This window comes from Saliphagus infecundisoli (genome assembly GCF_020177375.1).
Taxonomy (GTDB): Archaea; Halobacteriota; Halobacteria; order Halobacteriales; family Natrialbaceae; genus Saliphagus; species Saliphagus infecundisoli.
This window is the reverse complement of sequence record NZ_JAIWHV010000019.1, coordinates 21,017-35,834: the sequence shown is the minus strand read 5'-3', so window position 1 is coordinate 35,834 and position 14,818 is coordinate 21,017. Positions and strand designations below refer to the sequence as shown.

The 14,818-nt window shown below is 56.7% G+C and carries 12 protein-coding genes; 4 read left to right on the top strand and 8 right to left on the bottom strand.

The features are described from left to right. Positions 1-59: 59 nt before the first annotated feature. From LCF40_RS16875 to LCF40_RS16860, 4 genes are all read right to left on the bottom strand, one after another. Positions 60-2,417: a twin-arginine translocase subunit TatC gene (locus tag LCF40_RS16875; RefSeq protein ID WP_224829375.1), complete on the bottom strand. Its 2,358-nt coding sequence runs from the start codon at positions 2,415-2,417 to the stop codon at positions 60-62. A 218-nt stretch (positions 2,418-2,635) separates the two neighbouring features. Beyond that, complete coding sequence (locus LCF40_RS16870) at positions 2,636-3,013, bottom strand: hypothetical protein (protein ID WP_224829374.1); 378 nt, start codon at positions 3,011-3,013, stop codon at positions 2,636-2,638. 154 nt (positions 3,014-3,167) lie between these two features. After that, positions 3,168-3,839: a hypothetical protein gene (locus LCF40_RS16865; protein WP_224829373.1), complete on the bottom strand. Its 672-nt coding sequence runs from the start codon at positions 3,837-3,839 to the stop codon at positions 3,168-3,170. A 556-nt stretch (positions 3,840-4,395) separates the two neighbouring features. Continuing rightward, complete coding sequence (locus LCF40_RS16860) at positions 4,396-4,710, bottom strand: hypothetical protein (RefSeq protein ID WP_224829372.1); 315 nt, start codon at positions 4,708-4,710, stop codon at positions 4,396-4,398. Between the two features lie 293 nt (positions 4,711-5,003). Between LCF40_RS16860 and LCF40_RS16855 the strand changes: the two genes are divergently transcribed. Continuing rightward, entirely contained in the window at positions 5,004-6,077 is a 1,074-nt protein-coding gene (locus LCF40_RS16855; RefSeq protein ID WP_345777858.1) for a DUF7972 family membrane protein, read from the top strand. Positions 6,078-6,088: 11 nt separating this feature from the next. On the opposite strand, the gene LCF40_RS16850 is transcribed toward LCF40_RS16855, so the two are convergent. Next, on the bottom strand, positions 6,089-7,921 hold the full coding sequence (locus tag LCF40_RS16850; protein WP_224829371.1) for a formate/nitrite transporter family protein: 1,833 nt from the start codon (positions 7,919-7,921) through the stop codon (positions 6,089-6,091). A 167-nt stretch (positions 7,922-8,088) separates the two neighbouring features. Here LCF40_RS16850 and LCF40_RS16845 point away from each other — a divergent pair, with 167 nt between their 5' ends. Then, positions 8,089-8,487: a universal stress protein gene (locus LCF40_RS16845; protein ID WP_224829370.1), complete on the top strand. Its 399-nt coding sequence runs from the start codon at positions 8,089-8,091 to the stop codon at positions 8,485-8,487. A 402-nt stretch (positions 8,488-8,889) separates the two neighbouring features. On the opposite strand, the gene LCF40_RS16840 is transcribed toward LCF40_RS16845, so the two are convergent. Next, positions 8,890-9,390: an HPP family protein gene (locus LCF40_RS16840; RefSeq protein ID WP_224829369.1), complete on the bottom strand. Its 501-nt coding sequence runs from the start codon at positions 9,388-9,390 to the stop codon at positions 8,890-8,892. A gap of 568 nt (positions 9,391-9,958) precedes the next feature. Here LCF40_RS16840 and LCF40_RS16835 point away from each other — a divergent pair. After that, on the top strand, positions 9,959-11,269 hold the full coding sequence (locus tag LCF40_RS16835) for a TIGR00341 family protein (RefSeq protein WP_224829368.1): 1,311 nt from the start codon (positions 9,959-9,961) through the stop codon (positions 11,267-11,269). Positions 11,270-11,460: 191 nt separating this feature from the next. Continuing rightward, on the top strand, positions 11,461-12,504 hold the full coding sequence (locus LCF40_RS16830; protein ID WP_224829367.1) for a DUF7972 family membrane protein: 1,044 nt from the start codon (positions 11,461-11,463) through the stop codon (positions 12,502-12,504). Positions 12,505-12,586: 82 nt separating this feature from the next. Here the strand turns inward: LCF40_RS16830 and LCF40_RS16825 are convergent, their stop codons facing one another. Beyond that, positions 12,587-13,090: an HPP family protein gene (locus tag LCF40_RS16825; RefSeq protein ID WP_224829366.1), complete on the bottom strand. Its 504-nt coding sequence runs from the start codon at positions 13,088-13,090 to the stop codon at positions 12,587-12,589. 83 nt (positions 13,091-13,173) lie between these two features. Further along, complete coding sequence (locus tag LCF40_RS16820) at positions 13,174-14,256, bottom strand: DUF7972 family membrane protein (protein ID WP_224829365.1); 1,083 nt, start codon at positions 14,254-14,256, stop codon at positions 13,174-13,176. Positions 14,257-14,818: the final 562 nt, after the last annotated feature.

The window sequence follows — 14,818 nt, the reverse complement described above, 5'->3', positions numbered from 1 at the left end:
AACTCATCAAATTCGGCAAGAGCGTTAGTTGACCCGCCAACCGGTTTGTCCCCCGATGATCAGCGGTTCAGAAGGCCGGTGTCGAGCGTCGGCCCCTTCCGTTTGCCTCCGAAGAACCGGCCGCCGGCGGTGAGCACGTAGAGGACGGCGAGCCCGAGGAGGTAGGTGGCGGCGATCGGGAACGCGAGTAGGAGCATCGTCAGGATCCCCGAGGGGCTGGCGAAGGCCGCGGCGGTGAAGATCGCGACGATGACGACCCGCCAGCCCTTGAGCATCGTCCGGTAGGGGACGAGCCCGCCGACGTGAAACAGGGCCATCGTGACGACGATGTTGAGCAAGAAGCCGATGCCGATGGTGGTGAAGATCACCATCCAGACGAAGTGTTTGATCCGGTAGGAGATCACCATCCCGGCGTCGATCGAATCGGAGATCAGATAGGAGATCGCCGAGGGCGCGATCCAGAAGAACCCGAGGAAGGTGCCGACGGCGAAGCCGGCGATCAGGCTGGCGCCCCAGACGATGAACACCCGGCGGTCGCCCCGGGCCAGCCCGCGCTCTTTCAGCGCCGGCCAGGCGTAGTAGAGGATCAGCGGGAGGACGGCGATGATCCCCGCGATCACGCTCACCTTCACCTCGAAGATCAGCACCTCGACGGGGTGGAGGGCGATGACGAAGTCGCCCTCCTGGATCAGCGTCTGGGTGTCGGCGCTCGGCGAGATGTCGGTCCCCTGGAGCTCCGCGAGCGAGACCAGGAGCTCGCGGGGGACGTTCGAGACGAACGTCTCGAGGATGATCCCGAGCCCGCCGGAGTAAAGCCCCATGAACACCCCGCCCATCACGACCATGAACAGGCCGACGATGCGGAACATCCGCGAGGTAAGACTCTGGAAGATGAACGCGATGTCGTAGGCGTACCCCCCGATGTCCTCCTCGGTCGTCTCCTCCTCGGTAAAGGAGTTCAGGATGTCGGCGGCGGTACTCGAAAAGACGTTGCCCTCCTCCTCTTCGGGAGCCGGCGCACCCTCGCCGCCCTCAGCGTCGCCCGCGGCCGCGGAGGCGCCGGCGGCGGCGCCCGTAGCACCGCTCTCCCCTTCGGCGGTCGGTCCTCCCTCCTCGGCGTGGAGGGTGTCGAACCGATCGAGGATCGCCTGGGCTTTCTCCTTGTCCTCGTCGAACATCGCCTGGCGGGCGTGATCCATCGCCTCTTCCTCGTCCATCTTGAGGAACGCCTGTGGCGGGACGGCGTCGATGGCGTCGGCGTCGAGGACGTCGATGTCGATCTCCTCGGGCTGGCCGGTCCGGATCTGGTCGATCCGGGGGTGGACCGGCTCCTGGAGCACCTTGATCGTGTAGACGAAGAGCGCGAGGAAGCCGATGACGGCGGCGACGAGCAGGCCCGCAAGGAGCGCGCCCGCGGTACCGTACTCGGCGCCGACGGTCTCGAGGGCGGTCGGCCCGCCCGGCCGGATCAGTTCGGGGAGGAGGGGATAGAGTTCGTCCTCGAGGACGTCGAAGCCGCCGAATTCGACGAAGCCAGCGACGGCGAGCCAGACCACGCCCAGCACTCCGCCGGCCTGGAGCGCCCGCTTTCGGAGCAGGCTGGTGCCGCCGATCGCCTCGGCGGCGCCCCGCCTGCGGGTGTTGGTCAGCAGCTTCGCGAACCCGAGGCTGAACGCGTAGAGGGCGGTCAGCGGGATCATCCACATGATCAGCGTGAAGGGGTCGGGCGGCGAGAACAGCGCGCCGAAGACGGCGATGGCGACGATCGAGTGGCGCCACTTGTCCCGGAAGGTCTCGTAGGGGACGATCTCTGTGTAGGCGAGCGCGCCCATGAACAGGGGGAGCTGGGCGGCGAGCCCGAACGAGATGGTGAGCAACGCCATGAACTCGGTGAACTCGGTGATCCCGAAGTTGGGGTTGACGCCCGCGCTGTCGGCGTTGCCCGCGAGGAACTCGAAGGCGAAGGGGAAGAAGACGGCGTAGGCGTAGACCATCCCGAGACAGAACAGGCCTAGGGCGGACACGACGAAGCCGACGACCGACGCCCGCGAGATCGGGATCGCCGACTCGTAACCTCGTTCCCTGATCGGCTTCCGCGCGAAGTAGAGGATGGCGGGGATCGAGACGATCGCGCCGACGATCATCCCGATCTTGGCCTGTAACAGGATCACCTCAGTGGGCGTCCGGGTGATGAAGTCGGTCTGTCCGGCGAGCTGACCCGACATTTCAGCTTCAGCCGTCGCCTTGAGGAAGTCCCAGACGTAGATCCGGAGGGCGTAAAAGGAGCCGATGAAACCGATGACGAAGACGATGAAGATCTTCTGGAGATGGGTCTGTGCGATCGAGAGCACTTCAGCGATCGTCTGTCTGCCGCTGTCGATCGCCCGGAGAGTGTCTTCGTCGACGGCGGAGCTCATCGCGTACCCGAACGGTATCTTATATCTAATTATCAACTTTTCGTGTCGGGACCTCCGGACAATCACCCATTTTCCCCGGGACCCCGTCATCCCGGAGGGATCGTAAGCAAAAGTTGACTCACATATCTCCCAGTAACGTTATGAGAAGTGTGTTAGCCGATCAAACGAGCTATCGTTACGTACAGGGGATAGCTCTTCCAGTAAGGATCGAGTCAGTGTTAGTCTGCGGACATAGCAGCTGTCGTTGGTTCCTCCTCAATTGATTCCGAGTTATTCATTTCCATACCCAGTCCCATTCCTGCGACCGCGATTCCCATTGCCAGAAGCATAATCGGAGCCCGAAAATCACCGAGTGGGAGGGCAGAGGGAGTGCCAAACTGTGGGACTCCAACTGCCAGCAGAATGAACAGCAGTGAGGGGAGCGTGTCTGCTTCCCGCCAGACCCGGTGGTTCCGCGCCAGCGACCAACCCGCAATGGCCCAGACGAGCCCGAGCACCCCCACGAACTGCAGGCTCTCTATCCCATCTACGTAACCGAGACCGAATATGGCCGCTCCAACGAGGCTACCGACAGCGAGAGATTTGAGTTCGACCATACTTGCAATAACTCCTACAATAACAAAAATGTAACCCATAGATCGCCGATACACATGCACTTGGACTGAGCAACCGTTGCGTTTTCAATTCGGCCGCTTCCTGACCAGATCTCGTGCTTGGTACAGGGGACTCACATACTGCTCAGTTACGGATCTATGCGTTGGCGGTTACTCGACGAAACGGCCGACTGACTCGACGCGGGAGCCAGACAACGAACTGGACGACAGGGGTCAATCGACCCCACCGGGGCGGATCGACTCGATAGTGGCTGTTCTCGTGTTCGATACGGCCCTCATGTTCCAGATACTCGAGAGCTCGTTCGATTCGTGATTCGGTAAGGTCAAGATCGGCAGCAAGCTCTGGGGCGGTCCGTGGGCCGTCCGCGTTTTTCAGATCTTGATAGATGACGTTCAACGTCTGCATCTGGATCATCGTCTCTCCCCACCGCTGTTTTTCGAGATCGGACACATACTCTGGTATCGTCCGCGACCGTCCGTATTGGATCGTCGTCACACCATCGAAGACGAACCAGACCCCAACGAGACCTAAGAAACCACCGACCCACGGAGGCGATGATACAACCATCCAGTATGCCCCGACAGCGACGAGAGACGCCCCGTAGACAAGCCAGTTCGTTCCCTCAGGTAAATCGTAGAACTCATCGGCGATCTCGCGACCCATCATTGCACCGCACAAAATAACGATTGGAATCGCTGTCTGGAGAGTCATCCCGGTGAAAGCTACGAAAAGGACCAGTATGCCAACGGATACGACGAGCGTTCGGAAATGGCTGTTCTCGTAGAGCAACGTGATGCGATCGTTCATATGTATATAAACTGACTCCACTAATATAGTTGTTCTGGCGACCAGTTCGTAATGACACATTCGCATCTGGATGTAACGCGACAATCAGCTTCTCATCCTGTGAAAAAATGACTCCGGTGAGTTGAGCTCACTCAGACTGGGGTCCAGTTCTATTGTGTCTAACTTCGGTAATACACCGTGGGTTTGAGCTCTCACGAGATGCTTCTCCGTTTGTCTAGGTGTGAACCCTGCAGGAAACGCTTGCGTTCGCTGGGAATATGAGTGGGCGGGGATGGGGCGCCCCCGCCCTGAGTACGTACAGGCACAGCCCCACAATCATGGCTAGTGTGTTGCTTGAGCTGTGCGCGTGAATATGTTGCAGGGGAGGTAAAAGTTGTGACGATAACGCACCTTGTGCAACATCCAGCCTTCCATGGAGGCGACGATTTTGCACAAGGTTCGGACGCGCGCGTCGTTACCGACGTGGTCGGTCCCGACGTTGAGGTCGCGGGCGGCGCCGCCCATTCGGAGAATTCGAGGGGGAGTCGTACGGATCTTCCCTCGAGCAGCAGGAGGGCTACGGGAGCGTCGAGCCGCCGACGGTCACGTTCTGTGTGGCCACGACGCTCCCGCCGGTGGTGTTGACCGCGTACAACGTCGCAGGTGTTTCGGTCGGCAGCGGCAGCGAAACCGTTGTCTGTCCGGCATCGAGAGTCGTCGAGTAGAAGGAGCCGCCGCTTTCCGTGATGACGTTCACTCGATTCACGCCGTCGGCCGTCGTCGCCGAGGAGGAGAACGTGACGGTCGCCTGGACCGACGATGTTCCCCACTGGCTGTCCGTCGTGACGTTTCGGAAGGTGTCCGAGTCGTCGGTTTCGACGGTTGGAGACACGGTGAGACAGCCGCCCATAATCACTAGAGCGGCGACTACCAGAATCGCCACTGACCTGTTCCACGTCGTATCCATGTAGCGGTCCGTCCGCGGGCCATCCTTATGATTCCACGGATGGAAGTTCAATTTGTAACGTCCCAGGACCGGTACTTGTACTGGCAGAACGGAGAGCTCAAGTGAGTCCCCCATTTCTACAGAACCGCTGATATGACGCGTGCTAACCACAATAAATTGGTCTCTCGTTTCTCGAGACCGAGACAGATTTGGAATGGTAATCCAATAAGATCGAAGCCATGAGTCACGATACGACCGAGAACGTTGATAGCAGCGAGGAGGACCCGAATCTCGATGCATCCAGCGTCGACGATATCGGGACGGCAAACACGATGCGCGAGCGAACCGGCGAGACCAAACTCAAGGTCTGGCTGACCCTCGACGGCAACCGACTCGTCGTTACGGCCCTGCTCGCGCTGCTCATCTTCGGGGTATTCGTCCTGGGAGGAACCTTCTTCTACCAGTACTACCTCACGGACGCACAGACGGCCGACACCGTCGAGACGGTGTTCTCGACGATGATCAGTGCCATCATCACCGGTGTCACGCTGGTGTTGACCATCAGCCAGATCGTCATCTCCCAGGAGAACGGTCCGCTGGGCGACCAGCGCGACCGCATGAACGGCACGATGGAGTTTCGGGAGTTCACGAAAGAGATTTTCGGGAGCCCGACGCCCGCAGATCCGTCGGCGTTTCTCCGCGCGCTGATCTTGGAGAGCAAGGAATACGCCGAGAAACTCCGTGAATCGGTTCACGACAACGATGATGAGGACCTCCAGGGGGAGGTCGACGAGTTCACGAACAGCCTCATTGGTAACGCGGAGGCCGCGGCGGACAAACTCGAGGGCCGAAAGTTCGGCTCCTACACCGTCGTCTCGGCGGCACTCGACTACAACTACGGCTGGAAGATCTTCCAGGTCGAACGTCTCACTGACGAGCATAGCGACGCACTCACAGAGGAAACGCGCGTGATCCTCGACGACCTGAAGACGGCACTGTCGATGTTCGGTCCCGCCCGCGAGCACATCAAGACGCTGTACTTCGAGTGGGAACTCATCAGCCTTTCACAGAACATCCTCTACCTGTCGGTCCCGGCGCTCATCGTCGCCGGCTTCATGACGACGTACATCGGCGGATCGTCGCTTCCCGGCGTAACCCTCGGCGTGCCGAACCTCATCTGGATCACGGCGGCGGCGTTCGCGTTTACGTCGCTTCCGTTCTTGTTGCTCATTTCGTATATCGCCCGGGTGGCGACCATCTCGAAGCGGACGCTCGCCATCGGTCCGCTCATCCTCCGAGACTCACAACGATGATCGGGTAGAAGCTACTTTAGGCCGAACAGCCGCGCGAACAGGCTTCGATTCCCGGGCCGCTCGGCAAGCAACACCGAACAGTTGACGCCGCTGACGACCGCCGGGTGAACCGACTCCGAGACGAGCCGCGCGAGAAAGCCCCGCTCGGTCGCCCCCAGGAGGACGAGCGTGTGGGATTCGGCCTCGCGGGCGATCGCGCGCTCGACGTCCCCGGAGTCGTCGACGACGATCTCGGCGTCGGCGAGATCGTGGTCGTCAGCCCACCCCTCGAGGAAGGTCTCGCCGGCCTCGCGTTCGCCCTCGTCGGCGACGTACAGCAGCGTGACCTCCGAGCCCGCCGCAGATCGGAGCGTCCGGGCGACCTCGGCGCTCAGCTCCGAATCGGGGCCGCCGGCGGTCGGCAGCAGGATCCGCGAGGTGTCGAGTTCGGATCCCTCGAGCACGAGGAAGTCACAGGGAAGCTGGCTGGTGAGTTCCTCGACGACGCCCTCGGCGCGGGGGCTGCCCCAGAGTTGGTCGTCCCGGCCCCATCCCATCACGACGAGGTCGGCGTTCTCGCGGTCGGCCGCCTCGAAGATTTCCTCAATAGACCGGTGGGAAACGACCGTCGAGGTCTCGAAGTCGACCTCGTGAGCCTCGATTGGCCCAACGACATCGGTGAGGAGTCGTTCGGACTCGGCGACGATCCGGTCGCGCTGGCCGGTGCCGTATTCGATGTCGGGCACTTGGACGACGTGGGCGACGTGGACGACCGCGGGGCCGTGCTGGGCGGCGACGGCGGCAGCGAGTTCGATCAGTCCCGCCTCGGTTCGGGGGTTCGAGATCGGGACCAACACCCGGTACCGGCCGTCCGGGACCGAGGGTTCACCGGTGTCGATCAGGGGGACATACGACCGGCCAACAAAGCCACCGAACAGCCACTCTCGAACGGAAAGCCGACGCTCAACTCCCTCGAAGCGAGCCGACGCGAGGCGGTGTTCGGTGGTCTGGTAGTAGTTGACGATGGTGACCAACAAGATTCCCCCGATCGTGTTTCCCAAGAGGACCGGCAGGACGAACTCGGTCAACCCCACGAATAGCGAGAGTTCGCCGATGAAGACTACGTAGGACATCTCGGTGAACGAGGTGACCACGTGAAACAGGTTCCCGATCGGGATCGCGAGAAAGGCCATGTAGACGACGACGACCCGAGAAATAGTTCCTTGGGAGGCGTAGACCATCCAGACGACGCCCGCAACGATCAGTCCCGCGAAGGCAGCTTTGAAGAAGAGGGCAAGCCACGCCGTCTCAGCGCCGTGGGTTCCAAGATATTGCGCCGCCTCTGCACCTTCCGGGGAGAAGACCCCACCCCACGCGAGCACGGCCGCGCCGATGGCTCCGCCTGTGAAGTTACCTACAAGTACGATTGACCAATGACGGAGAAGCGCGGGAATGCTCGCGAGCCGCTCCAGGGTCAACGCGACCGGCGGCAGCGTGTTTTCGGTGTAGAGTTGGTACCCCCCAATGATGATGTAAATGAACCCAAGCGGGTAGAGCAGGGCGCTCAGGACCGGGTGACCATCAGTTGCGCCATACAATGAGGCGTACAGGAGGACTGTAATCGAAATGGCGAAGCCAGCAGCGAGCCCACTGAAGAACAGCTCACGACTCTCCGAAGTGACCTCCTCGTCGGCGACAGCGACGATCCGCTGGAAAATCTCGTCGGAAGAGAACCGATCCCGAACGACCGACCCCACCGCCGGTGCGCCGCTTCTGGACCGCTCAACGGCGTCCCGGACCGAGTTCTCCCCGTCGGAACGGGCCGCGTCCCGGTCAGTCGGGTCCGGCGGATCAGAACCGCTCATTGAGCGGGTCGAGTTACCGGATGGACTAATCGTTTGTCGTTTCGGTTGCCTTTACAGCTTATCTAAATAATTTTAATAAACCATGTTTATCTTGGTGTACTGGTTCTGTGGCCCATTAATTCCGTTTCGAAACCAAGTTTTAACGCCCAGGACGTGAATTTTGGAATATGACTCGACGGATGCTCATCGCGTTCGATGGCTCGGATCCCTCCATTGCGAGTCTGGAACATGCTCTCGAGGTTTTTCCCGAGGCAGAACTGATAGCGATTCACGTTGTCGATGAACTCGAGTCCCACTACGGCGGTGGTAGCGGCGCCGACGGTGATGTGGAGCCAGACTTTTTTGAGACTGTTACTGAGATTGCTGCGAAGTACGACACTGATATTAACACCTGTGTAATCAATGGCACGCCTGCATCGGCGATTATCGAATTTGCCGACGAAGAGTCTGTCGACGGGATCATAGTCGGGAGCGCAGGACGATCAGGCGTCTCTCGAATGCTGCTTGGAAGTGTCGCAGAAAACGTCGCCCGGAAAGCATCAGTTCCAGTAACAATTGTCCACTGATTGTTCGTGGACTACTCTGACCTATCACAATCGGGCCTATTCTGCCCTCGCTTGGGTGAGTACTGAGCTTCCTGGACGGCGACGATCAGCTGGAAGATTTCGCCCGAGAGACCGGTCTCAAACGATCGTACCCACCGCTGGTGCGCCATTTCTGGAGCGCTCGACGGCGTCTTGGATCGAGTTTCTCCCCGTCGGAACGGGGCCGGGTCTCGATCGGATGAATCCGGCGGATTAGAGTCGCTCGTTGGACGAGTTGAGTCAGCCAACTGGCTAATCGTTTGGCGGTTCGGCCGTCTTCACTGTTCGGTGATTTCTCTGGATGTTGATTAGTAATACTATTCATTATCTTTTTCGTCCAGAAATTTTGGCGGGGTACCACTGTTGTCTTATGAATGAGATTAGTCAATTTGCTGGGTCAGCTGCGTTCATCCCTATTTGGGTAAGTAGCGCCTCTGTGAGAATGAGAGCAATTGCCCCGACGACTATCGCGGCTACCCCCATAGGTGAGATAAGAAGGCCGAGACCGAGGGCAACGGCTGTTGCATATGCTGGTGGATGGTAGAGCTCTGTCATCTGCATACTAACCATCGTTGCCAACATGGCTGCGGATCCGCTGGCAAGCAGTCTGAGTCCAGTGAGCGACATAGAAGATGGTGGTTCAAGAGCGCTGAGACCAGGTGCAATTGCATGGTAAATCAACAAACCAGTAACAAGTGCGATGAAATGGCCACCAAGAACGTTTGGTGTGGTATTCGAAGGGGAAGTCGGATTGGTTGCGAGTTCGTAGCCGGAGATAGCGAGAGCAAGAAGAATAAGCGGATTGTTAGATAGAAGCGCGACTACTATGAGGACAACAAACTCGATTAATATACGGAGTATCCTCCAGTCTCGTCCCCCTGACATAGTTCAAAAGCGGTGAGGAATACGTATAGTAACTGTGCTTGATGGGAGCGAACCTGATTAGACAATCTCAAATTGCAAACGGCTGGTTTAGTTGTTTCCCGAATTAGCAGTAAGATTTCTTCACTACTGACGGTAAATGGCTTTCTAGGAAAATATTAAGGAAGGTTAAATCATCCAAACAGCGATGGGTATTTTCGTCCTCGCCGGGCATCTGAGTTCTTAGTTCCACAAATAGGGCACTTTTTGAGCTTTGATTTGAAAAAAGCCGAGCACGAAGAACATTTTGATGTGTGATCCATAGTGCACAGAAATCCGGCCTCGATAGGAATAAATCATGCGGTCAATAAATGCAATCATTCCAGATCGATGGGATGTATCTTCGTCTAGGTGCGAGACCCTTTATAGGATGATAATTACACCCTATGAGACTAAGGTTGTAACTATATTCCGAATGCGGCAACTCCCAATCAGACTGGAAAATCGAATTAGCATAACCAACTGTTCGATCTGAAATCTATCGCTCGATAGCCTTATAAAGTGTTTTTACTCGCCTTCCAGGTTATATACCATGCGTCTTGTTCAGATACGGGTTTCAAATGAGTCTCAGGAGAGTGTTCTTGATACGCTTGATGAGGCAAACGCTGATTACGTGATCGCTGACGAGGCGGCCGGTAAGGATTCCTCAATAGTTCATTTTCCCATACCTGATGGGGCAGTTGATGAGATATTGGATAGACTTCGAGGGGATGGCCTCGAAGATGATGCGTTCACGATTGTAAGTAAGATCGAAACGGCAACGACACCGAGTCTTGACGAACTCGAAGGACAGTATACTCAGGGCCCTGATGACGAAGTTGGCCTCTCACACGCAGAGTTGCGGACGAAAGCTCGAGAACTGACACCTCAGCGATCAATGTTCATTGTTTTTGCGATGATTAGTTCTATTGTTGCGTCGGCCGGTTTACTACTCAATTCTGCAATAGTCATCACCGGTGCGATGGTGATCTCTCCGTTCGCCGGTTCATCGCTGTCTGCGAGTGTAGGGGGAATCATCGGTGATTATGAATCAATCATTGATAGTTTCAAATCCCAACTGCTCGGGCTTACCGTCGCGATCATCGGGGCCACCGCCGCGGCGTTCGTGTTCAGGTGGGGTTTTCTCGTCCCGCCAAGGCTGGCCATTGAGAATATCGGACAGGTTGGGAGCTTTACCGCACCTGGTGTCCTCACCCTGATGGTTGCAATCTTTGCTGGTGCTGGTGGTGCTCTCGCGCTTGCGACGGATCTTCCTGTCTCGATCGCTGGCGTCGCAGTTGCAGCCGCAATTGTTCCTGCTGCCGCCGCCGTCGGGCTTGGAATCGTCTGGCTCCAACCACTATTGGCGATTGGCGCGCTTGTCCTCCTTCTCATTAACGTAATTCTCATCAATATTACAGCGTATATCGCTCTCTGGGGAATCGGGTATCGATCAACCAGTTCTAACAATTTCCGTGAAATCGTTTCGTTTGATCTCCGTACGGTTGCTGGGGCTGTCGGTGCTGTTGTCGTGGCGCTACTTCTCGTGGGTGTGTTAATCAGTACGTATCAATATTTCATTTTCACTCAAACTGTGAACCAGAACGTAGATGATGTATTATCAGAATCGGAATATTCCGAGCTAAAACTTGAGCAGTCTCGTCTCGCCTATGGTGGTGGAACTCTCCTTGGCGACCACCAATCTGATTCAATCACTGTCGTAGTTGGACGGTCTTCGGATACAGATCATCCCGAACTATCCAAGACTCTCCAACAACAAATCACAGCAGACACGTCTCGGGAGGTTACTGTACAGGTCCGATTCCTTGATTACCAACAAACGCCACCTCCTCAAGAGCAATAGCCACCTGTTTCACCACGACATTCAGATCGTGACAATAGTAATTTAGTCTCAAAGAATATTTCTCGAATTGTATCTGGAGTGGGTGAAGATTCATCACATTCTAGAAGCGAGCATCCAAGCTCATTCGTGGCGACCGAAACTGTAGAGCGTCACGAAGCTACTACAAGGGGAGCAACAAAACGTTGACCGTGATGGACGAAACGGACGACGCTCCGGCCTCCCAACCGGATCCCACCGTTGGGGAGAAAGGTCGCTTCGAGGCCATCGTTCAGTGGCTCTACCTCCACGGCAATCGAGGCGTTCTCTCGCTTCTCTTGCTCGGCGTCGTCTTCATGGTCTGTCTCCTCTTGATTCATGAGGGGCTGATCACACCCGCAGAAGCAGGCGATGTTACGACCCTCTCAGGGGCACTGATTGGTGGCATGCTTCCCTTTATCACTGTTGTGCTCGCGATTAACCAGCTCATCCTCTCTGAAGAGTTTGGTACCACTGGCACCTTCTTCGATCGTCTTGAGGCCTCCCGAGAGTACCGTCGGACAATCGAGGACCATACGGGCTATCGGCCGAGTCCAGTCGAACCTTCGGAGTTTCTACGTGTGCTCATCGAGGCAAAGCGCCGGACCGTCCTTGGACTGCGAAATGTCTGTCTGGACGCTCCCGATGAGCTCCACAATGATGTTGCCGACTACGTGGAGACAACGGCTTCCCGTGATGGACGTGCGATCGAACGCCTCAATGATACCTCATTCGGCTCGTTCGACGTCATTTCGGTGATCCTCCATTATAACGACCCCTGGCAACTCCAGGAAGTCCGCCAGCTCCGCTCGAGCCACCGTCACCGACTTTCTGAGCCCGCCCGGCGGCAGCTCGATCGACTGGAAGACCTGCTCGAAGACATTCACGTTGCTCGTCAGTACTTCAAGACGGTCTACATGCAACAAGAACTCGCGGACCTCTCCAAGATTCTGTTATACGTCGGCTTCCCGACGCTCCTTGGAGGGGCGTTTATCATCCTCTCATACGGCAATCTGCTGGCTTTGGGGCTCCATCCTGCTGTCTACGCTCTCATTGTCGCCACGACGGTGACGGCACTGTTCAGCCCGTTCGCCGTCTTGCTCTTCTATGTCCTCCGAATTGCGACGATTGCTCGACGGACAGCCGCCGACTTCGGCCCGTTCGTCCTGCAAGAACAGCTTCCCCGGGAGGACGTTGAGACAAGCGACGTCGGCGATTGAGATGGACCACTGTCCGACCGTTTCGATACAATCTCAGAACGGAGCCTGACCTTTCACCACATCGGTTCACCGAATACACGCCCTATGACGTCCCAGGACCGACCCCACCGATCCGCTCGGTCCACAGTAGGAGGCGGTGGGCAGCGACCATGACCACGACCGCGGCGAGGATCAGAGCACCTTCTAGGGGCGTCGAGAGTAGACCGAGCGCGACGATCAATGTCGTCGCACAGGCCGGTGGATGGCGTAGGTCGGTCGTGAGCATTCCGCCGACTGTGAGTGCAATCGCGATGACTCCGCTTCCTGCAAGTCGGAGGCCGGCGATCGAGCCCGGTTCGGCGGTGATGATCATCGAACCGTTCGCGCCGGACAGCCAATAGGCAAGGAGCCCGGCGGCGACACCAATAGCATGCCCCCCGATCACTCGCTGGGCATTGCTGGCCTCGCTCCGAGGAAACATCGCCAGTACGAACGCCGAAGGACCGAGGCTCGGAAACAGCGTTGGTAGACCTGAGAGCCAGGCTGCGAGGGCCGCAACCATCACAAGTACGGTCGTGTGCAGCGTCGTCCCGACCGTCTCGTCCATGGCTCGTCTATCGCCATCAAGATGATAACCACGGCGATTCCGGTCGTAAATTCGCGTTTCAGATCCGATTTCGGATCAGAAGATCACTCTTTCTCGCCTTCGATGGCAGACAACTCGTCGTAGCGTGCCGACTCCAGCTGATTGGTTTCTCGGAGTACGAACGGACCGATCGCCAGCGTTCGCTTAATGACCGTGAGCACCCGAATAACGTACGCGAGCACTACAGCAAATGGCAAGAGAGTAATTACATACATCAGACTCACGAACAGATAGGTAATATCAATCCCAAATAACGAGGACCCAAACAACTGTGAAGCATCGAAAGCGAGCATCATGTACGCGGCGATCGCCAACGCGGGCATTGCGCCATAGAGAACCGCCCGAGAAATATTGATAATTTCCCATTGGACATATAATGTTTTGAAATGCTCGCGTGCCGGACCGAAAAACCGCAACGTATCAATCAATTCCTCGAAAGCTTGGTCAGCCTCCGTCGAGAGAGAATCGGAATATTTTGCTCTGAGGTTGCGTGCAGCGAATATCTTCCACGAATAGTTGTAGTTGAGAACAGGCAAGAGCACATCAAACGAACCGAAATCAGCGCTTGCCAGCTCGTCACTTACGGTTTGACTGTGTTCCAGGAGTCCATCGACAAAGCTCGTGATCTCCTGGAATTGGTCCTCATCTTGATCAGCGACGATCTCTCGAAGGTCTCGTGCACGCTCATCTGCCGTCTCAATGAGAGTTCGGAGAAATCGTGATGGCTCTGAGGGACTGACCGCAATTCCCGCGGTATCCTCTATATCTCCACGGAATTCGGTTTCGTTTTGCATCTGTTCCCGCTGTTTGCCGAGCGTATCGATCTCCTCTGAAAGTACGAACTGGGAAATCGAAAGCACGAGAGTGATACTCGTGATGAGCGCAATGATAACCGATGAGAACAGCGAGGTCACCGCGCTCGTCGTGAGGAGTTGACGAATCGAACTCGGCCCGAATACGAGGAGGAAGAGGAGCGTTACGTATGCAACCCCCGAAAAGAATAGCGTAACTAACCATCGATTTGCGGTGATAAGAAACCAAATCTTGAGCCGACTCTCACCGACACGCTCCCGCATCGTGTCGGCTGGTCGTGTGACGCTCTCTCCATCGGTTGTTGAATCACTCATTAGTAGCCTTCTCGCTTCCCTCAGTTACTCTCGATAAGGTCATGAAATTGGCACTGTCATGATGCCATTTCAATAGCGCCATTTTATTCACCCCAAGTGTGGCCGTTTATCGTGTTGCCAGACCTTTTTGATGGTGACCACCAAAATGTACCGGCCCATGATGAACCAACTACTATGGTTGACATTGGATTAGGAATCACCCTCCAGTGATCTGATTGGTTCAGTTTGTTCATGGTATAGTAACACAGGAGATCGAGATCGCGTGCTCTTACGTATTGAGGCTCCCCTATAGTAACATTCGCTTTCGTGGGTAAGCGTATCAGAGACGAAAATAGAATAGATAGAATCCATTCACGTCTCGCCGGTCATTGGGAGAATTGATCGCTCACCACCGGATCCATCGAGAGATAATTGCTATCGTTGGCGTATTCACGATGGGCCAGATCTCGGGCATCCCTGTCATCACGATCGACTTATCCTCCCAAACTTACAGTGGTGAGCCGGTTGCTTGACGCCCGATTTCGATTTTTGCTGTTTCCGAGCACCGAGGGTCGATTGACGA